General features: G+C 70.5%; 15 protein-coding genes and 1 tRNA gene. 4 read left to right on the forward strand and 12 right to left on the reverse strand.

Annotated elements, in window-relative coordinates; all coding sequences use genetic code 11:
* Positions 1–68 precede the first annotated feature (68 nt).
* The 3 genes from ACFXKG_RS08140 to ACFXKG_RS08150 form a co-directional block, all read right to left on the reverse strand.
* Complete coding sequence (locus ACFXKG_RS08140) at positions 69–656, reverse strand: lytic polysaccharide monooxygenase (protein ID WP_384834180.1); 588 nt, start codon at positions 654–656, stop codon at positions 69–71.
* 245 nt (positions 657–901) lie between these two features.
* On the reverse strand, positions 902–2,728 hold the full coding sequence (locus ACFXKG_RS08145) for an SPFH domain-containing protein (protein WP_384834183.1): 1,827 nt from the start codon (positions 2,726–2,728) through the stop codon (positions 902–904).
* A complete protein-coding gene (locus ACFXKG_RS08150) occupies positions 2,725–4,077 on the reverse strand; it encodes a peptidoglycan-binding protein (protein WP_384834185.1) in 1,353 nt (450 codons plus the stop codon). The genes ACFXKG_RS08145 and ACFXKG_RS08150 overlap by 4 nt, the downstream gene beginning before the upstream one ends.
* Positions 4,078–4,283: 206 nt before the next feature.
* Between ACFXKG_RS08150 and ACFXKG_RS08155 the strand changes: the two genes are divergently transcribed.
* The 3 genes from ACFXKG_RS08155 to ACFXKG_RS08165 all read left to right on the forward strand — a co-directional run bounded on the left by ACFXKG_RS08155 (position 4,284) and on the right by ACFXKG_RS08165 (position 8,859).
* Positions 4,284–4,357 (forward strand) — tRNA-Lys (locus ACFXKG_RS08155).
* A gap of 483 nt (positions 4,358–4,840) precedes the next feature.
* Positions 4,841–6,910, forward strand: a complete 2,070-nt coding sequence (locus tag ACFXKG_RS08160) for a glycosyltransferase family 2 protein (RefSeq protein WP_384834188.1) — start codon at positions 4,841–4,843, stop codon at positions 6,908–6,910.
* Positions 6,907–8,859 carry a galactose oxidase-like domain-containing protein gene (locus tag ACFXKG_RS08165; protein ID WP_384834191.1) on the forward strand — a complete coding sequence of 651 codons (1,953 nt, stop codon included), beginning with the start codon at positions 6,907–6,909 and terminating at the stop codon, positions 8,857–8,859. Before ACFXKG_RS08160 ends, ACFXKG_RS08165 begins: the two co-directional genes overlap by 4 nt.
* Before the next feature lie 3 nt (positions 8,860–8,862).
* Here ACFXKG_RS08165 and ACFXKG_RS08170 read toward each other — a convergent pair whose 3' ends face one another.
* The 7 genes from ACFXKG_RS08170 to ACFXKG_RS08200 all read right to left on the reverse strand — a co-directional run bounded on the left by ACFXKG_RS08170 (position 8,863) and on the right by ACFXKG_RS08200 (position 16,174).
* Positions 8,863–10,392, reverse strand: a complete 1,530-nt coding sequence (locus ACFXKG_RS08170) for an ABC1 kinase family protein (RefSeq protein WP_384834194.1) — start codon at positions 10,390–10,392, stop codon at positions 8,863–8,865.
* Between the two features lie 130 nt (positions 10,393–10,522).
* Positions 10,523–11,005 (reverse strand): hypothetical protein, encoded by a 483-nt coding sequence (locus ACFXKG_RS08175; RefSeq protein WP_384834196.1) that lies wholly within the window; start codon positions 11,003–11,005, stop codon positions 10,523–10,525.
* Between the two features lie 187 nt (positions 11,006–11,192).
* The gene (locus tag ACFXKG_RS08180) at positions 11,193–11,996 is read right to left on the reverse strand and encodes a class I SAM-dependent methyltransferase (protein WP_384834199.1); all 804 of its coding nucleotides are present in this window, start codon (positions 11,994–11,996) and stop codon (positions 11,193–11,195) included.
* Positions 11,993–12,862, reverse strand: coding sequence for a hypothetical protein (locus tag ACFXKG_RS08185; RefSeq protein ID WP_384834202.1), 870 nt, complete (start codon positions 12,860–12,862; stop codon positions 11,993–11,995). Before ACFXKG_RS08185 ends, ACFXKG_RS08180 begins: the two co-directional genes overlap by 4 nt.
* A 502-nt stretch (positions 12,863–13,364) precedes the next feature.
* Positions 13,365–14,420 (reverse strand): glycoside hydrolase family 6 protein, encoded by a 1,056-nt coding sequence (locus ACFXKG_RS08190; protein ID WP_384834205.1) that lies wholly within the window; start codon positions 14,418–14,420, stop codon positions 13,365–13,367.
* Positions 14,421–14,514: 94 nt separating this feature from the next.
* Positions 14,515–15,147 (reverse strand): class F sortase, encoded by a 633-nt coding sequence (locus tag ACFXKG_RS08195; RefSeq protein ID WP_384834520.1) that lies wholly within the window; start codon positions 15,145–15,147, stop codon positions 14,515–14,517.
* A 169-nt stretch (positions 15,148–15,316) separates the two neighbouring features.
* Positions 15,317–16,174 (reverse strand): hypothetical protein, encoded by an 858-nt coding sequence (locus ACFXKG_RS08200; protein ID WP_384834208.1) that lies wholly within the window; start codon positions 16,172–16,174, stop codon positions 15,317–15,319.
* Positions 16,175–16,382: 208 nt separating this feature from the next.
* Here ACFXKG_RS08200 and ACFXKG_RS08205 point away from each other — a divergent pair, with 208 nt between their 5' ends.
* Positions 16,383–17,162, forward strand: coding sequence for an HAD-IIA family hydrolase (locus ACFXKG_RS08205; protein WP_384834211.1), 780 nt, complete (start codon positions 16,383–16,385; stop codon positions 17,160–17,162).
* An 84-nt stretch (positions 17,163–17,246) separates the two neighbouring features.
* Here the strand turns inward: ACFXKG_RS08205 and ACFXKG_RS08210 are convergent, their stop codons facing one another.
* A complete protein-coding gene (locus ACFXKG_RS08210) occupies positions 17,247–17,648 on the reverse strand; it encodes a hypothetical protein (protein ID WP_384834214.1) in 402 nt (133 codons plus the stop codon).
* Between the two features lie 53 nt (positions 17,649–17,701).
* Positions 17,702–18,649 (reverse strand): hypothetical protein, encoded by a 948-nt coding sequence (locus ACFXKG_RS08215; RefSeq protein WP_384834217.1) that lies wholly within the window; start codon positions 18,647–18,649, stop codon positions 17,702–17,704.
* Positions 18,650–18,789 lie beyond the last annotated feature (140 nt).

The following is an 18,789-nucleotide window of genomic DNA, read 5'->3' on the forward strand; positions in this document are numbered from 1 at the left end:
AGGTCACGCGTGGATCAGAACGGCCGGAACGGCCAGAACTGTCAGAACTGCCGGAACTGCCAGAACTGTCAGAACTGGACGTCGGAGCAGGCGTAGAAGGCGTTCGACGTGTCCGCGATCGTCCAGACCGCCAGGATCATGTGGCGCCCCGACTTCGACGGGAGGGTGCCCGAGTGCGAAAGCGTGGCGGGCGGCTGCTGGTTGTTGTACGGCACCGTCAGGAACGGCTGCGTCTCCAGAGCCGCCCTGGTGAGCTTCTGCGACGGGTCCCAGCCGTTCTTGGTGATGTAGTACCGGAAGTCGGTCGTCGCGTGACGGGCGGTGAACTGCCAGCGGAAGGTGTGGCTCTGGCCACTCGTCAGCTTGGTGGTGGGCCACGCGCCGCCGCGCGGGTCGTCGAGCTGCGCGAACTGGCCGTTGCCGCCCGAACAGATGGCGCCGTCGGCGGGACCGGCCGCCGGGAAGCCCTTGGGCCCCTCGACGCTCTGCGGTTCCCACTGGATGTTGCCGCAGTTGGTGACGGTGCCGTTGGCACAGAGCTTCTGCCGGCTGATCGGGGAGTCGGTGTAGCCATGGCTGCTGGCGCTGCCGGTGGCGAGCAGGGAGACGGCGGTGACGGCGAGGCCGACGACGGCCGCGCCCATCTTCTTTCGCATGCTTCGCTCCAGAGAACGTGGGGGAGTTCGGTGAGCCGTACCGCACGCGCGCGCAGAAGGAGAACGACTGTTGGTCTGGACCAAGTCTCAGAGTATGGAGGATTTTTGGTCGTGTCCATAACAAGTACACAACGCGGTCCAGACCAATCGACCGATCATCGCTCAGCTCTCTCCCGGCTCTGTCCTAGCTCTCTCCCGGCTCTCTCCTGGCTCTCCCCGGCCGTCTCCCCGCCGCGCGGGCGGGCTCAGATCTGCTCCGCGGCCCCCTGCCGGCCCGTGTAGAACGCGACGGTGAGGTCCTTCACCAGCGCCTTGCGCTCGTAGTCGTCCAGCTCGACCAGGCCGCGCGACGTCAGCCGGTGCACCGTGTCGTCCACCGCGTCCACCACCGACGTCAGTACGGAGTCCCGCTGCCGGGCGTCGATCGCCGCGATCCGGCTGCGCTGCATCGCCGCGGCGATCTCCGGCGCGTACTCGATCCGCGTCGGCTGCGCGGAGAAGACCTCCACGCCGACGGGCCGGCACTCCGCCGACAGCATCCGGGTCAGCGCGTTCCCGACCGCCTCCGCGTTGCGCAGGGTCGGCGCCTCCTGGTGGAACGCGTCGGCGGGCAGCTGCGAGAGCACCCGCGCCATCGCCGCCTCGACCTGCTCGCGCAGATACTCCTCGTGGTCCTGGACACCGAGCGCCGCCTGTACGGTGTCCCGCACCCGCCAGACGACGAGGACGACGACGCGCAGCGCCGTGCCGTTCGCGTCGACCGCGGGCATCGGCTCGCTGCGCCAGTGCCGCAGCCGTACGTCCACCCGGCGGCGCAGCAGCAGCGGGCTCACCCAGAGCAGTCCCGTACGGCGCACACTCCCCCGGTAGTCGCCGAAGAGCGTCAGCACCCACGCCCGGCCGACCTGGCCCCGGCCGAGCCCGCCGAAGGCGAAGAGCGCGACCGTCACACCGAGCGCCAGCAGCGCCCACTCGCCGAGGCCGATGCCGTCGTACGGGAACGAGGGCAGCCGCAGCGCCTCCGTCACCGCGTCCGGCAGGGCCCCGGCCCACCAGGCCACGGCCGCGCACCCGAGCAGCGCGGCGAGGCCGACGAGCGCGGCGGCCGAGCCGGGAAGCGCGGGCCCCGGGCGCTCGGTGAGGTGCGGATCGCCGGGCGGCGCGGCGCGCGCGGGCACGGCGGTCGCCGGCGCGGGCGCGGAAACGCGCCGGATCCGGGGCTGTTCGCCGGTCCCGCGCCGCCGCCCGATGACGGTGGGCCTGGCCGTCCCTCCGGCGACCGCCCGCGCCTGCGGGGGTGTGCCGGGCTCGTCGCGGAAGAGGAGGTGGACGGGGATCTCGTGGGTGGTCTCGCCGACGATGAGCGGGCTCCAGCGCGGCCGGTCGCCGGGGTGCGCGGGGCGCGCGGACCGTACGGAGACCCCGTTGCCCCGGCCGAAGGCACCGGGCTCCAGCTCGAACACCGGGCGCGCGGCCCGGGGCGGGGCGAGCCACGTCTCGTCGGCGGCCCGGGGCGGGGACGCCGGGGCCGTGACCTCCGCGACGTCCGTGACCTCCGCGACGTCCGGCGGGGGCGTGGCCTCCGGCGGGGCCGCCGGGCCGGCCGGACCGGCCCGGTCCACGGTGCGCAACGGGCCTTCGGCATCCGCCGGGTACTCGGCGTCCACCGCCACGGCGTCCAAGCCGGTGGTCCTCACAGGGAGGCCCTCCCCCGGCGCCTCCGGCCCCTCCGGTTCCCCCGGCTCCTCCGGTCCGTGCGCCTCCCGGGCCGGCTCGGGCGCCACCTCCGTCTCCGTCTCCTGTACGGTCCCGGGCCCGGGTTCGCTCGCCGGGCGGGGCGCCGGCTCCTGCGAGGGCGCGGACGGGGGCGGGGGCGGGGGCGTAGGCGCCGGCGCCGGCGGTGGAGCGGCCTCCGGCGCGGGCTCGGGGCGTACCGTGAACAGCCCGCGCAGGCCGTCCTCGTCACCCTGCACACGCGGACCGCGCGAGCCGCTCGGGGTGGTCGGGGTGGTCGGGTCGTCGCCGGTCGGGGTGGTCGTCGTCATCGTCACCGTCATCCTCGTGTCCGTCATGCGAAGAGTCGCCGCCAGGTCCCCGGGCCGGGATAGCCGTCGGCCGCCGCGCCGCGCCAGCCCTGGGCCCGCTGGAACGCCTCGACATTGCGCCGGTCGGCCTCCGTCCACCGCGGGCCCGGCCCCGTGGCGTAATGCCGGCCGAAGCCGCGCTTCACGAGCTGCCGGCCGAGCTGGGCGACGTACGGGCTGGAGCTGCCGGGCCGGAAGTGCGCGCTCCCGGGGAACGCCGGCGCGGGGGCCGTTCCCCCGCCGGGCGGACGTCCGTGGCCGCCGCCGGAGGTGCCGCCCGGGGGCCGCGTGGACGGGATGTTCTTCCCGAGGCCCTTCACCAGAAGCCGCCAGGTCCCCGGGCCCGGTGTGCCGTCCGCCGCCGCGCCGCGCCAGCCCTGCGCGAGCTGGAACGCCCGGGTGGCCCGCCGGTCCGCGTCACCCCACCCCGGTCCCGGCCCCTGGGAGTAGAAGCGCTTGCCGCCGCGCTCCACCAGCATCCGGCCGAGCTGGGTGACGTACTTGTTGCGGGCTCCGGGGCGGAAGGCGCCCGCCCCGGGGAAGGTCGCGGACACGCCGCTCGCGGCCCCCGTACCGGCCCCCGGGCCCTTGCCGTCGGGCCCTTCGACGAGGCCCTTGTAGCGGTACGGGATGTAGCGGCCGTTGTTCTCCCAGTACGCCATGGGCGTGGACTGCGCACGGGCATTCGGCTTGGTCTGCTCGTACGCCCGGTAATAGGTGTGCGTGTAGTCGGTCCAGCCGCCGAAGAGCGTGACGTGCGACCCCTTGTTCGGGTCGTCCGGGTTGTGGAAGAGCAGCATGTCGCCGGGTTGCAGCTCCTCCCGGTCGATCCGTACGCCGAACTCCGCGAGGCTGCCGGTCCATTCGTTGTCCGCGAGGTGCCAGGCCATCGAGACATAACCGGAGCAGTCCTGGCGGTACCCGTCCGACCAGTACTTCTCCATGCTGTACGGCACCTCGGCGGCCACCCACAGCTTGGCGCGGTTGATGATCTCGGCGCGGGTGGCCGTGCGCGGCTCCGCCGGCGGCCGGCCGGCGCCCGGGCCCGGCAGGGGGCGCCCGTGGAGGGGCCCGCTGCCGCCCTGCGGGCTCTCCGGGTCGGGGTCGAAGGCCACGGCGGACGCCACACCCGCGGCGCGCGCCGGTTCGGCCCCCGTCGCGCCCAGGGCGACCCCGGCGGCGGTCATCAGGACCAGCGCGCGCCGGGCGCCGTGCGCCGCCGGGTGGCCGCCGGACCGTACGGGCAGGCCTTTGGCCAGATCACGCCGCCGCTCGGCGCACCCGGCGCAGGGACAGTCGGGAGCGGGCTCGTACTCCTCGAAGACAGGGACGGTCATGCGATCCCCTCCACACTCATCCTCATCACGGATCTCTTCGTTCAAGATCTTTCAACCCGGCGACACGGGCGCCTGGTGCGTCAACTGTGCGGACAAATCGCATTTTGACGGATCAACGGTAAGAAAGGACAATCCGACAGGCCGTAACGGCCATCAATTGGTCGGAGCCACCCCTCGCGGTCGGGTAGAGTTCTCCAGGTCAGCAGGCGCCGCTAGCTCAGTTGGTTAGAGCAGCTGACTCTTAATCAGCGGGTCCGGGGTTCGAGTCCCTGGCGGCGCACGCAGAGTGGAAGCCCCTTCACAGCTTGTGAAGGGGCTTCACTCGTGCCCGCGTCGGCCGACGACTCGCAGAATCACGCCAAACTTGGCGACCGCTCGCCATCGCATCCGTCACACCGAACACACAAATCGCCCAGATGCGCGCTAATCGGCTCTTCTCTCCCTTGCGATCCGGACGATGGTCGGACAACCTATCCTCAACTCATCACCACCAAAGGAGCACGCGATCCGCACAGTTGTGCGCGGCGCGCCCAGTTGTTCCAGCGGTGGGGATGCGGCGGGGCGGGGGCCCGTACGGACGCGGCTTGTGCGGTGCCGTCGGCGACATCGCGCAACCGGACCGGTCACTTCTCCTGTCCTAGGGAGACAGCGGCCGCACTTCACGCGCCCGGAGTGACGGTCGAGGGGCGCCACTCCGGACGCGAACATCCGGGCAGAACACTCGATCAATCACGCAGTACGTGTGCGTGCGGGGGGATGACTCATGACGTCGACGCCAGACGGACCGGCCGGACAGGCCGGACCGGCCGGGGACCGGCGGGAGCCCGACGCGTCCCGGACCACCCAACTCCGCATACCCGCGCACCTGAGAAGGGCCGGACAGCGGCGGCAGGCCAAGGCCGCCGCCCTGCCCAAGTACGACTACGAGCACTACAGCCGGCTCGCCGGGCCGCTGACCAGGCCCGACGCGGACAAGCCGTACAAGGTGCAGTACCGCTCGCTCCTCTCCCAGGAGACGCACCGCATCCGGGCCGCCCTGCTGCTCGGCGCGGCGCCGCTCCTCTCCATCGGGCTCTTCGTCTGGCTGATGCAGCCGCAGCACTGGACCGAGCGCGACCCCAACCTCAAGAACGACACTCTCCTCGTACTCGACATCGTGATGCTCGTCTCGATCGGACTGATCGAGCTGTTCCGCACGATGAACGTGATCTCCAACGCGCATGCCACGCTGGTCGCGCGTGACCCGGTCCCCGTCATACCCGAGAGCGGTACGCGTGTGGCCTTCCTCACCTCCTTCGTGCCGGGCAAGGAGCCCCTGGAGATGGTGACCAAGACGCTGGAGGCGGCGGTCCGGATCCGGCACCGCGGCGTCATGCACGTCTGGCTGCTGGACGAGGGCGACGACGCGGCGGTCAAGGAGGTCTGCGCCCGGCTCGGCGTGCACCACTTCTCCCGCAAGGGCATCGCGAAGTGGAACCAGCCGAAGGGCGCGCACCGCGCCAAGACGAAGCACGGCAACTACAACGCCTGGCTGGACGCGCACGGCGACGACTACGACTACTTCGCCTCCGTGGACACCGACCACGTACCGATGCCCAACTACCTGGAGCGGATGCTCGGTTACTTCCGCGACCCGGACGTCGGCTTCGTCATCGGCCCGCAGGTGTACGGGAACTACGACTCGTTCGTGACGAAGGCCGCCGAGTCGCAGCAGTTCCTCTTCCACGCGCTGATCCAGCGCGCGGGCAACCGGTACGGCGCCCCCATGTTCGTCGGGACGAGCAACGCGGTCCGGATCAGGGCGCTCAAGCAGATCGGCGGCCTCTACGACTCCATCACGGAGGACATGGCGACCGGCTTCGAGATGCACCGCCACCGCAACCCCGTGTCCGGCAACAAGTGGCGCTCGGTCTACACCCCCGACGTGCTCGCCGTGGGCGAGGGCCCGTCCGCCTGGACGGACTTCTTCACCCAGCAGCTGCGCTGGTCGCGCGGTACGTACGAGACGATCCTCAAGCAGTACTGGAAGGGCTTCTCCTCACTGCCCCCGGGCAAGCTCTTCAACTACACGATGATGATCATCTTCTACCCGATGTCGGCGCTCAACTGGATCCTGGCGGCGCTGAGCTGCGCGCTCTTCCTGGGCATGGGCGCCTCCGGGGTCCAGATCGACCCGACGATCTGGATGATGCTGTACGGGAACGCCTCGGCCCTCCAGATCGGCCTCTACATCTGGAACCGCCGCCACAACGTCTCCCCGCACGAGCCGGAGGGCTCCGGCGGGCTCGCCGGGATGGCGATGTCGGCGATGTCGGCGCCGCTGTACGCCCGTTCGCTGATGGACGCCGTACTGCGCCGCAAGAGCAGCTTCGTGGTGACGCCGAAGGGCGACTCGTCCAGCCCGGACACGCTCTTCGGCACGTTCCGGGTGCACTTCTTCTTCATCCTGGTCTTCGGCGGTTCGATGGTCGCGTCGCTGATCCTCGGGCACGACCACCCGGCGATGCTGACGTGGGCGACGCTGGCGATGCTGATCACGGCGGCCCCGATCTTCATCTGGCGGTGGTCCATGCGCCAGGAGCGGCGTACGAAGCGCCGGCGCGGGGCGCACCGCGGCGGCGCGGGTGGCGCGGGCACGGCAGGTGGTGCGGGTGCGGCGGAACAGGCCGTACCGCCGCTGGACCGTACGGCGCCCCTGCCGCAGATCCCGCACCAGCAGTACCAGGAACACCAGCCGCAGCAGCCACACCAGGCGCACCAGCAGGACCAGGCAGCGCCCACAGGGCAGACAGCACAGACAGCACGGATTCCTCTTGGGGGACGTAAGAAATGAGCGCGATTCCCGTCCGGCAGAACCACCGCAAGAACCGGGCCCGGCGCATCGCGATCGGCGCGGCCGTCGTCGTCGCGGTGGCCGGCTTCAACGGACCCGCGCTCTACCGCTTCGGCTCGGAGCAGTACCACGAGTACAAGATCAACCGCCCGGACTACAAGGCGGCGAACGGCTACTGGGAGTTCCTGGACGTCCCGGCCAAGTTCAAGATCAACTCAATCCACGCCTCGCTGCTGCACACCGGCAAGGTGCTGCTGATCGCCGGCTCCGGGAACAACCAGAAGAACTTCGACGCGGGCAAGTTCGAGTCGGTGCTCTGGGACCCGGAGACCAACACGTACAAGATGATCCCCACCCCCAAGGACATGTTCTGCTCCGGGCACACCCAGCTGCCCGACGGGAATCTGCTCATAGCCGGCGGCACGAAGCGGTACGAGAAGCTCAAGGGCGACATCACCAAGGCGGGCGGCCTGATGGTCGTCCACAACGAGGACCCGGACAAGCCGATGACGCTGCCCGCGGGCACGGTGTTCACCGGCAAGGAGAACGGCAAGACGTTCGTCTCCAAGGACCCGGTCCTGGTCGAGAAGGCCACCAAGGTCTTCGACAAGCAGACCGGCGCGTTCCTGCGCAACGACCCCGGGCTCGGCCGTATCTACGTCGAGGCCCGCGAGTCCGGCGCCCAGTACGAGACCGGCACCGAGGACAACTACCGGGTGCAGGGCATGAAGGGCTCCGACGCCCGCAACGTCTACGGCATCGCGCAGAAGCTGGCCCTCGACAAGAAGGACTTCCAGGGGATCAAGGAGGCCTACGAGTTCGACCCGACCGCGGAGAAGTACATCAAGGTCGACCCGATGAACGAGGCCCGCTGGTACCCGACGCTGACCACGCTCCAGGACGGCAAGGTCCTGGCGATGTCGGGGCTCGACGAGATCGGCCAGATCGTCCCCGGCAAGGACGAGATCTACGACCCGGAGACCCGGACGTGGAAGTACACCGGGATCATCCGGAAGTTCCCCACGTACCCCGCGGTCTTCCTCATGGACAACGGGAAGCTCTTCTACAGCGGCTCCAACGCGGGTTACGGACCGGCCGACGTCGGCCGTGACCCGGGGATCTGGGACCTGAAGACCAACAAGTTCGACAAGATCCCCGGACTGAGCGACCCCGACCTGATGGAGACCTCGGCGACGGTGATGCTGCCGCCCGCCCAGGACCAGAGGTTCATGGTGATCGGCGGCGGCGGGGTCGGCGAGTCGAAGAAGTCCAGCGACAAGTCCCGGCTGGTCGACCTGAAGGAGGACGACCCGCGCTTCAAGGACGGCCCGACCCTGGCCCAGGGCACCCGCTACCCGAGCGCCTCCCTGCTGCCCGACGACAGCGTGCTGGTCACCGGCGGCTCGAAGGACTACCGGGGGCGCGGCGGCTCGAACGTACTCCAGGCGCGGATGTACGACCCGGCGTCGGACTCGTACACCCGCGTGGCCGACCCGGCGGTCGGCCGCAACTACCACTCGGGCTCGGTGCTGCTGCCCGACGGCCGGGTGATGATCTTCGGCTCGGACTCGCTCTACGCGGACAAGGCCAACACCAAGCCGGGCGTCTTCGAGCAGCGCATCGAGATCTACACACCGCCGTACGGTTTCCGCGACACGCGTCCCGAGGTCACGGACGGGCCGAAGGAGGTCGAGCGCGGCGCGACGGCGACCTTCAAGGTGAAGGACCCGGGCACGGTCAAGACGGCGAAGCTGATGCGCCCGAGCGCGGTCACGCATGTCACGGACGTCGAACAGCGCACGGTGGCCCTGGACTTCGAGAAGACGGCGGACGGCATCGAGGTCACGGTGCCGAAGAACAGCGCGCTGGTGCCGTCGGGGTGGTACATGCTCTTCGTGACGGACGGGGAGGGCACACCGTCGAAGGCGGTGTGGGTGGACGTGCAGTAACGGTCAGCGGTCTCTGCGGCGCCGGTCCATGAAATATGCCGCCGCGGCCAGGGCGAGAACGGACCGGGCTACGCCCGGGCGGTCCGCGGTCAGGCCCCGGGGGAGCCGGGGACGCTGCACCTGGAGGGAGAGGGTGCGGTTGGACAGGTCGTTGGCGAGACTGCGCAGTTGCTCCAGGCTGGACGTCGTGCCGATCAGCAGTTCCGTCCAGTTGCGCGCCAGTTGCTGTGGTGAGGAGTACTCGCGCACCAGGTGCGTGAGGATCCCGTTGACCTCGGAGCGGAAGGCGTCGGCGAGTGCCAGGTCCGGGTGGAGGCAGCGGATCGAGCCTTCCAGGTTGGCGAAGGACTTGCCCAGGAGCGATACGGACGGGGCAGACGCGATGCCGCGGCGCGAGGCCTTTTCCAGGACTGAGGTGAGGGCGGCGCCGAAGTTGAGTTCCTGCAGGGTCGCCCCCGCGATCCTGGGGGCGAGGGCTGCCATGTCGGCGGCGAACCCCGGCAGGTCGGCCCAGGGCGTGGCGTGGCCCATCTCCGTCCACGCCTTGGCGAGACCGTAGCCGTCCCCCTCGGCCACGGTCATGAGCACCAGGACGAGGTGGAGGCTGGCCCGTTTGTCCAGACGCCCGACCATCCCCCAGTCGATGAGGGTGGCCGGGCCGTCCGGGGAGATGAAGACGTTGCCGGGGTGGGGGTCGGCGTGGAAGGTGCGGTCGATGAAGTAACCCTGGTACATGAACGACAGCAGATCCCGGCTGACCCTCTCCAGCTGTGCCGGATCGAAGGCGGCCCGGTCGGCGTGGCGCACCGATGTGCCCGGCGCCAGCGACTGCACCAGGACGCCAGGGGTGGCGTGCACGACGGCGGGCACGGCCAGGGAACGATACTTACGGATCGCGTCGCGGGCCCGGTCCATGTTGACGGCCTCGCCGGTGAAGTCCAGTTCGGGCTCCATGGCGTCGAACAGGCCGCCCAGCATGGCCTCAAGATCCACGACCGCGCTGAACCGCGGCGCGGTCCGGCCCACCAGCCTGGCAGCGCGGCGCATCAGCGCCATGTCCGCGGCCACGGACTCACGGATGCCCGGACGCTGGATCTTGATTACCACGGGCCGGCCGCCCGCCAGGGTCGCCCGGTGGGCCTGGGCGATGGAGGCGGAGCCGAGGGGCTTCGCCGTGTCGATGTCCTGGAAGCGGCGCCTCCAGTCGGGGCCCAGATCATGTTCGAGCACCGGCTCGAGCCGGGAGAACGGCAGGACCTCCACCTGATCGTGCAGGTTCTCCAGTTCGGCGATCATCGCCGGCGGCATCATGTCCGGCCTGGTGGAGAGGAGTTGGCCGAGCTTGACATAGAAGGGGCCGAGCCGTTCCAGTGCCTGGCGGACCGCCCGCGCCCGGCGTTGCTCGTTCCCGGGACCGTCGACGGGGGCAGCTTGCCTCCGACGGCCCCGCACGGAGACGGCGAGTTCCTCGCCGAGAAGTTCCTGCAGAACCCTGGCGACCAGACGGAGCCGGTTTCCGATGGGGGAGGGCACGATGGTGAGGCCTCGCAATTCCGCCGGAAACCGTGCGGAGGGTGGGGAGCTGTGGCGTGGGGGAAAGGGCGGAGGAGGAGAGAACGGCCCCCCGCTGTCCGCCGGGACCGGCGTACAGCGGGGGTGCCGACTACGCGGTTTTCCTGCTCGCTGGGGCCGGCAGCTTCAGGTTCTCCAGCAGGTCCATGAGCCTGCCGACCCCTTCGGTGAGCTGGGCCAGTTGCTGCGGCAGCTGCGCGAGGTCCGCCGTCAGTGAGGCCGCGTTCTGTGCGGTGCCGGCCAGTGCGGCGAGGGGGGACGCGACCTGGCCGGCCGTACCGAGTGCGCCAAGCGGTGATCCGCCGGACAGCAGCGCCGCGGGGTTGACTCCCGCGAGGGCGAGAGGATTGGCGGCGGCCAGCCCGGAGAGCCCGGCCATGGGGTTCACACCGGCCCCATTCGACGCCAGTGCCTGAACGGCACCGAGGGGCAGCGCGGCCAGAGCCGGGATCTGGGAGAGGGCCGCCAGCGTGTCCGCCTCGGATTTCTTCTTCTTGCTCTTCGTGGAATCCTCATCGTCGCGGTCGAGAAGGTCGTCCCACGCCTTCTTGTAGTCGTCCGCGATATCTCCCATGAGATCCTTGAAAGTATCGAACGTTGTCATTTCTACTGCTCTCCCAACTGATCTGAAGGCTGGGAACGATACGTCGCCGCGCCATCGGAAAACGCCCGGAAAGCGTACCGTTCATCAATGCGGGGAAGGCGGCGGGCGGATGGGCCCAGCCGGATATTCGGGAAGTGTCCATGTGCTGGACGGTGGCTCAGCGTCCCTTGTCCTCGGGGCGTTTCGCGCTCACGGTGAAGGCGACGGAGTACGTCAAGGTGTCCTCGTCGTCGAGATAGCACAGGAAGGACTCGACGGCACGCTCCGCTTCCTCCGCGCAGCCGAACGCGCGCTCCAGCAGCGGCCGGGCGACATCGAGCTTCAGTGCCCACTGCGCCCGCTCGACGGGGCCGACCCGCCCCGCGATGAGGTGGTACGGCTCCACCCGCACCCGGACATCGGTGAGACCGGCCGCACGGGCGAGCCGGCGCAGCGCCCGCCCCGTGTGCGGGTCGAAGCCGGTCGGCGCGAGGGCCGAGACGACCCGGTCCAGACGGGACCGCATCCCGGCGTCGACCGGGTCATGCCACACAAGCTGGCCGTCGAGGTCGAAGAGCACCACCGACCCGCCCGGCCGGGTGACCCGGGCCATCTCGGCGACCACACGCTGCCGTTCCGCCACGTACTGCAGCATCAGGCGGGAGTAGACGAGGTCGAAGGACCCGTCGGGGAAGGAGAGGGCACAGGCGTCGCCCGAGCGCCGCCGCACCGCCTCCCCGCCGGGTAGGTCCGCGCCCAGAGCCAGCCGTTCGGGGTTGCCGTCGAAAGCCGTCACACAGGCCTGAGGCCAGCGCCGTGCCACGGCGGCGGCGAGGTGACCGGGGCCGGCCCCCACGTCCAGTACGGCGGCTCCCGGGCGCGTCACCGCCGGAAGATACTCCGCCACCCACGCGTCGGAGTCCACCTTCCGCATCAGGCGCTCGGCCTCACGCGGATCCTCCATGACATAGGAAACGGTCATGCCGCGCTCCTTGAGGTCGCGAGCCGGCCGCCGGACCGCTGCCGGTACAGCGCGTCGATGTGCCGCTGCCAGTCGCCGGCCGCGTCGGCCGTCCAGATGCCCTGGCTGTAGGGCTGCACGGGTTCCGCTCCCAGCGTGGTCAGGAGGGGCGCGGCCGCTCCGGTGAGGGTCATCGGAACGGCACCCGGCTCGAAGTCCTCGTAGGCGGCCCGCACCGCTGCGGTCAGCACGCGTACCGTCCGGTCGGCCTCCTGAGGATCCTGGTCCGGGGCCACCAGCAGGTCGCAGCGGTTCTCCAGGAACGAGAAGTTGAGTCCCAGCGGCCCGCGGTAGGCGACCGCCGCGCCGAGCAGTCGGCCGTCGGTCTCCTGCCGTACCCAGATCCTGCGGTGCCTGCGCAGCCCCACGAGCCGGTAGAGCCAGTCCGTCTCCGCCAGCCGCAGGTCGCCCTGGTCCAGTTCCTCGGAACGGACGTACAGCTCGCCGCGGGCCCGACGGGCCAACTCGGCCAGCTCCGGAGAGGCGCCGCCGTCGAGTTCCACGACAGCCCGCGCGGGGCCGCTGTGGAGACTGCGGGCCAGGGCGAGCGGCACCATGACGTACTCGCCGGGGATGACGGTGGCTTCGGAGCCGAGGCGGTCGATCATCCCGCCGAAGGCACGCGCCGCGAAGCGGTTGCCGGGGCGGAACCAGTTCTGCTGGGTCGTCACCCCCTCCAGCACCGCAGGTGACTGGCTTTGCAACAGCACGGCCCTGCCGATCGCCGCCGTGCCCGTGCTTACCAGGTGCTGCGCCAGCCAGCCGCCGTGTGTGCTGCGCCAGCCCATCAGGGAGGCCCACCCGGTACCGGTCCGCTCCCCGGTCACGATCCGGACCAGCAGCTCACCGGCCCTCGAAGCCCGCCGCCAGTTCTCCGTGATCAGCGGCCAGTAGGGGGCCAGGCGTCGTTTCTTGGCCGGATAGAGAAAACGAGACTCCTCGTATCTCTGGAAAAGCTCCGGAATGCCTACCCGGTTGACTTCGAGATGACAAACGCTGCCGGTCTCTCTACCCCCTCCTTCGGTGGATGTGTTTGGTGCTTCGGAATCGGTGGCCACTCAGAATCCTCCCCGCATCGGGCCGACCGTGAACACCGAAATCCTACGGCGAGAATCGCAGAATGCGGCAACGGGCGGAATCCGTCACTCCATGGAGTGAAAACTTCGGGAAGGCGAAACACCGGCGAAATGTCACTTGATCACGCGCGGGCAGAAAAGACCATCGATGATCTCCGCGCATGCCGGGCTGCCCGCCGGCCGGACAGCGGTGCCCGGCCGGAGCGCGAACCGAGAGCTGGTCAGGTCTTCGGCACCTGTACTCGGCACCTGTCTATTTCGTGTTGCGCGCCAACTCCAGGGCGTACTTCTCGTACCAGTCCCCCGCCTTCGGCCCGCCCTTGCAGTCCCCGTCCGACTCGCCGGGGCGTTTGATCCACAGATACGCCTTGACCAGCGGGTCACCGGTCTGTGTCGTCGGGTCCTCGCCGAGGGCACGGCCCGGCGGGTTGCACCAGTTCTCGCTCGGATCGCCCTTGGTGTAGGGGCCGTTGCCGTTGCGGCTGGTGTCGATCACGAAGGGCTTGCCGCCGACCTTCGCGGAGAGCCGCTTGCCGTAGTCCTTGCTCGCGTCGGTCGTGTAGAAGTTGGAGACGTTGACCGAGAAGCCGTCGGCGGCGTCGACGCCCGCCCGCCGGAGCGGGTCGAAGAGCGCGTCGGGGGTCTGCCACCCCGCGTTGCCCGCGTCCAGGTAGACGGTCGTGGCGGGCTGCTGCTTGAGCCGCTCGACCGCGCCCTTCAGCAGGGCGTACCGCTCCTCGTGGAACTCCTGCGGTGTGCAGCCGTCCACCAGGTGCAGTACGGCGTCGGGCTCCAGCACCACCGTCGCCCTGCGCTCCCCGATCCCCCGCGCGACCTGGTCGACCCAGGTCCGGTACGTGTCGCCGTCCGCGGCGCCGCCCTTGGAGAACTGGCCGCAGTCGCGGTGCGGGATGTTGTAGAGGACCAGCAGGGCGTCGCGGTCGGCCTTCGTCGCCGCTTCCGTGAACCCCTTGGCCTGCGCCTCCGCGTTGTCGGGGGTGATCCACTCGGCGGCCGGCTGTTCCGCGATCTTCCTGATCAGCGCGGCGTTCCCGGTCTCTCCCTTGCCGGTGTACGCGGCGGCCTGGCGGGCCGCGCCGCCGTCGGGGTTGACCCAGTACGGATCCTCCGCCTTGGGGCGCTGGCTCACCGGCGCCGCCTTCCGGTCGCCGTCGCCGTCGTCACCGTCGCCGCCGGACGTACAGCCCGCCAGCAGCAGCGCCGCCCCCGCGACGGCCGCCCCGGCCTTCCTGACCCTCGGTCCCGTGCGGACGCCCCCACGTCCGCCACCGGAATAGCTGCCGTACATCCACTCCCCTTCGAATGCCGCCCGGAGCCACCAATCCTGGCATACCGGGTCCCGCGCCCGGCCCGTTACGGCGTCGGCCCGTCCCGGCGCGCGATCAGCGCACGCCGGTCAGATAGGCCGACACCACCACGTTCGCCGTATAGGCCTGCTCCGTACGGTCGAAGGTGCCGCCGCAGGTGATGAGGCGCAGCTCGGCGCGGGACCTCTCGTGGGCCCCATAGACCTTCTTCGCGTCGAACCGGTCCCGGTCGACGACCTGTACGTCGTCGATGGTGAACTCGGCGGTCTTCCCGTCGGTCCGTGTGACGTGGACCTTCTCCCCTGTCCTGGCCGAGCTGAGCCCGTAGAAAACGGCCGGTTCCGTCTGCGTGTCGACATGGCCGACGAGGATCGCGGCGCCCTCCGCGCCCGGCCGGACGCCCACGCCGTACCAGCCGACCGTGTCCGGCGCCGAGTACGGCGGCGGGTCGACCGCCCCGGAGGCGTCGAGCCCGCGCGGCACGACGGGCGCCTCGATGCCGAGGGACGGGATCTCGACGCGCCGCGGGGTCCCCGCGCCGGGCGTGGACTCCAGCGGGGTACGGGACGGCGGCAGTTCGGCGCCCAGCGAGCGGCCGACGGCGGCGACGTCCCCGGTGGAGGGGCCCGAGACGGCGCCCGGGACCTGGCCGTCCCGCCCCCAGAGCCAGAGGCCGAGCAGGAGTACGGCCCAGGCGGTGCCGGTCATCAGCCGCCCCGAACCGTACGCGTAGCCGCCCCGGTGCCAGCCGGGGCGGCGCCCACAGGAGCAGTGGTCCACGGAACAGTGCCCTGTCGAACAGAACGCGGAGGAGCAGTGGTCTATGGAACGCCGTCCCGACCAGCCGTGCCCTGGGGGCCGGTGTGCTGAGAACATGTCAGTTCGCGTCCCGCCCGGCCGCCGTACGCTGCCGCCGTACGCTCCTGAAGGCCACGGCGACCGCCGCGACACCGGTGAGGACCAGGCCGATCACGGCGTGCGAGGTGCCGGGGCCCGCCGTTCCTGCGGGCTCGTGCTCCTCCGACCGTCCTGCGGGCCGTGCGTCCGCGGGCCGGGTGTCCGCGGCGGGCTGTGCGTCCGCAGCGAGTTGGGCCGTACCGCCGCCGCCGGCCCGGACCGGGGCCCACGGCTCCCGGCGGTCGTGGTCACGGCCGTCCTTGTCACGGCGGTCCTTGTCCCGGCGGTCCTGATCCCCTCGGTTGTGATCACCGCCCTCGCGGTCCCGGCGGCCGTCGTCGCCGCGGTCCTGGCCGGGACGCTGCTGGTCCGCCCGGCCTGGATCGGGCTTGCCTGGATCAGGGCGGGCCGGATCAGGCCGGTTGCGGGCGACGACGTCGAAGCTGCCCGAGCCGGGGTGGTTGTGGCCGTCGCATCTGATGTCGATCTCCTGCCGTCCCCCGGTCGCGGACGCCTTCACCCGCACGAGTCCGGAGAGCGGCACCTTGAAGTCGGGATTCCTGGCCGCCTCGGCCTGGTCGCGGATCCAGTCCTCGCCGTAGGCGCGGGGGGCCAGGTTCACGTCGTTGGCGAAGACCGGGGACACGCCCACGGCCTCAAGGCCCTTGCATCCCTCGGCGCGGATCTCCACCTGATCACCTGGGGCGGCGGTGGACGGGATGACGGTGACCCGGACGCCGTCATGGGCCTGGGCGGTGGTGGCGGTGCCGAGGACGGGTGCGGCCACCAGGACGGTGACCACACCCGTGGCACGGAGAGCGAGCAGAGCAGTACGCATCGTGAACCTCCTGATACTGGCAAGGCTCACCCGTGCGCGGGGTTTTCGCATCCTCAACGGCGCGGCGTCCCCCCGTAGACCCCTCTGACGTGCTCAGACGCGGTCGACGAGATCGGCGATCGAGTCACCGTCCGCCGCGCCTGCGGGAATGAATAGGATGATAGCGACGCCCCCACTTCATCAGCCCGCATGGCAGGAGTCCGCACCCATGACAGAGCGCAGGCCGATCGAATCCTGGCTTACCGACATGGACGGGGTGCTGATCCACGAGGGCATCCCGATCCCCGGCGCCGGGGACTTCCTGAAGCGGCTGAAGGAGTCGGGGAAGCCCTTCCTCGTCCTGACCAACAACTCGATCTACACGCCACGCGACCTGCGCGCCAGACTGGTCAGGATGGGCCTGGACGTACCCGAGGAGAACATCTGGACGTCGGCCCTGGCGACGGCGCAGTTCCTCGACGATCAGCGTCCCGGGGGCACCGCCTTCGTCATCGGCGAGGCCGGGGTGACCACCGCGCTGCACGACATCGGCTACACCCTGACCGACCACGAGCCCGACTTCGTGATCCTGGGCGAGACGCGGACGTACTCTTTCGAGGCCCTGACGAAGGCTGTCCGGCTGATCAACAACGGCGCCCGGTTCATCGCCACGAATCCCGACGAAACGGGCCCCTCCGCCGAGGGCGCGCTTCCCGCCACCGGGGCCGTTGCCGCGCTGATCACCGCGGCCACCGGAAAGAAGCCGTACTTCGTCGGCAAGCCGAACCCGCTGATGATGCGCGCCGGGCTGAACGCGATCGGTGCGCACTCGGAGACCTCGGCCATGATCGGCGACCGGATGGACACCGATGTACTGGCGGGCCTCGAGGCGGGGATGAGGACCTTCCTCGTCCTGACCGGGGTCACCCAGCCGGACGAAGTGGACCGCTACCCGTACAGCCCCTCGAAGATCATGGACTCGATCGCGGACCTGGTCGACCTCATTTGAGGCCCGGCATCCTCAACCCCTGAGACCCCCGCAGGGAAGTTCCCCCGGGGGACTTCACCGGACACGCTGAGCTGATCAGAGACGCTACGCGTTCCGTTCATCGGCCAGCTTGTCCAGTTCGCGCATCGCCTCGGCGTGGGCGCTCATCCGGCAACTCACACTGCCGCTCGTGAAGAGCGCCACACCAACGACCGACACCGGCACGGACAGCCCGAGCACAGCCAGCGCTTCAGGCCAGTCGCGCTCGTTCTGACACCAATCACCCCTTTGCAGGCCGTCGTTGGCCGTACCGAATTCGGTCATCAACCGTGACTCGCACTCCTTCGGGTAACGGTCGTCGGGCTTCCTGTCGACCTCGTACGGTGTGAGCAGCAACAGGGCACACCATGTCCACTGGAGCGCCGCCACGACCAACAGGCCGATACCCCAGGCGCGTATCCGCCAGGCCCGGTCGCGGAAGTCGAGGTCGTACTCACGTGATCGCATGACGGACGAATCTAGCAGCGTGTCATCGCAGGTAGGCGGGCGCCGAGGTACGGTCAGCCCCGGTGGCCGGCGCGGAGGCTGCGGACGCCGAGGACGAGTACGGCGCAGGCGGTGAGCAGGGCCAGCGCGGCGACGATACGTCCGACGAGGTCGGCGCGGGTTCCGGTGGCGGCGAGTTCCGGGAAGCCGAAGAGGCCGGTGCCGGGGGACATTGCCTCGGTGCGCGCCCCCGACGCGACGCCGGTCAAAATACCCGTCGAGGAGCCGGTCGCGGTGCCGGGCGAAGTGCCGCCCGGCGCGCGGGAGTCGGCCGTACGGTGTGGGGCCGGGGCGGAGGCCGGAGCGGAAGCCTGAGCGGAGGCCGGGGCCGAGGCGGCGGGGGCACCGGCCGGTGCGGCGACGGCGAAGCGGTAGGTGTTGGACGCGCCGACCCAGTCGCCGTCGTTCCCCCGGCGCTGCACCGTCGCGGCGGTGGCCGAGATCCGGTTCGGGCGCGCGCTCGCGGTGAAGGCCAGCCGCGCCCGGACGGTGACGGTCCGGTGCGCCGCGACGGTGAAACCGGGCGACCCGTCGTCCCGTACGGCGACGATCTCGGCCTGGTCGGTCCGCTCCAGCGGCAGCACGCGCATACGCCCCCGGTCGTCGGCCATCTCCAGCTTCACCTGGGAGGCGTCGAGCACCCGGTCGCGGTCGTAGAGGACCACGACGGGGTGGAGGTTGCGGCACTCCGCGCCGGTGGTGTTGGTCAGGTCGAGCGACCACTCCCCGGCCGCGCCGCCGGCCCGGTACGCACCCGGGCCGCCGCGTAGCTCTGCCCTGATCGGGAAGTCGGGGTCGGCCACCCTGCCGCAGGTCTGGCCCGGGTCGCTGCCGGCCGGGCCGGCCGGCGCGGCCGGGGTGACCGAGGCTTCCGTGGTGGCCACGGCGAGCGCGGCGAAGGTGAGGAAAACGGCGAACACGACGAACACGGCGACGGCGGCGAGGAGGTGAAGCGGTCGCACGGAACGCATGACGGAACGGCCTTCGCTGGTCGCTGGACGGTCGGGGCGCCTCGACCGTGCCACGGGCCCGGGTTCCGACCGGCCACGCCACCCCACAGAACAGTCAGAAAATCATACAAATACACCTCATTGGGCCAGTA

This window comes from Streptomyces sp. NPDC059255 (assembly GCF_042752355.1).
Lineage (GTDB): Bacteria > Actinomycetota > Actinomycetes > Streptomycetales > Streptomycetaceae > Streptomyces.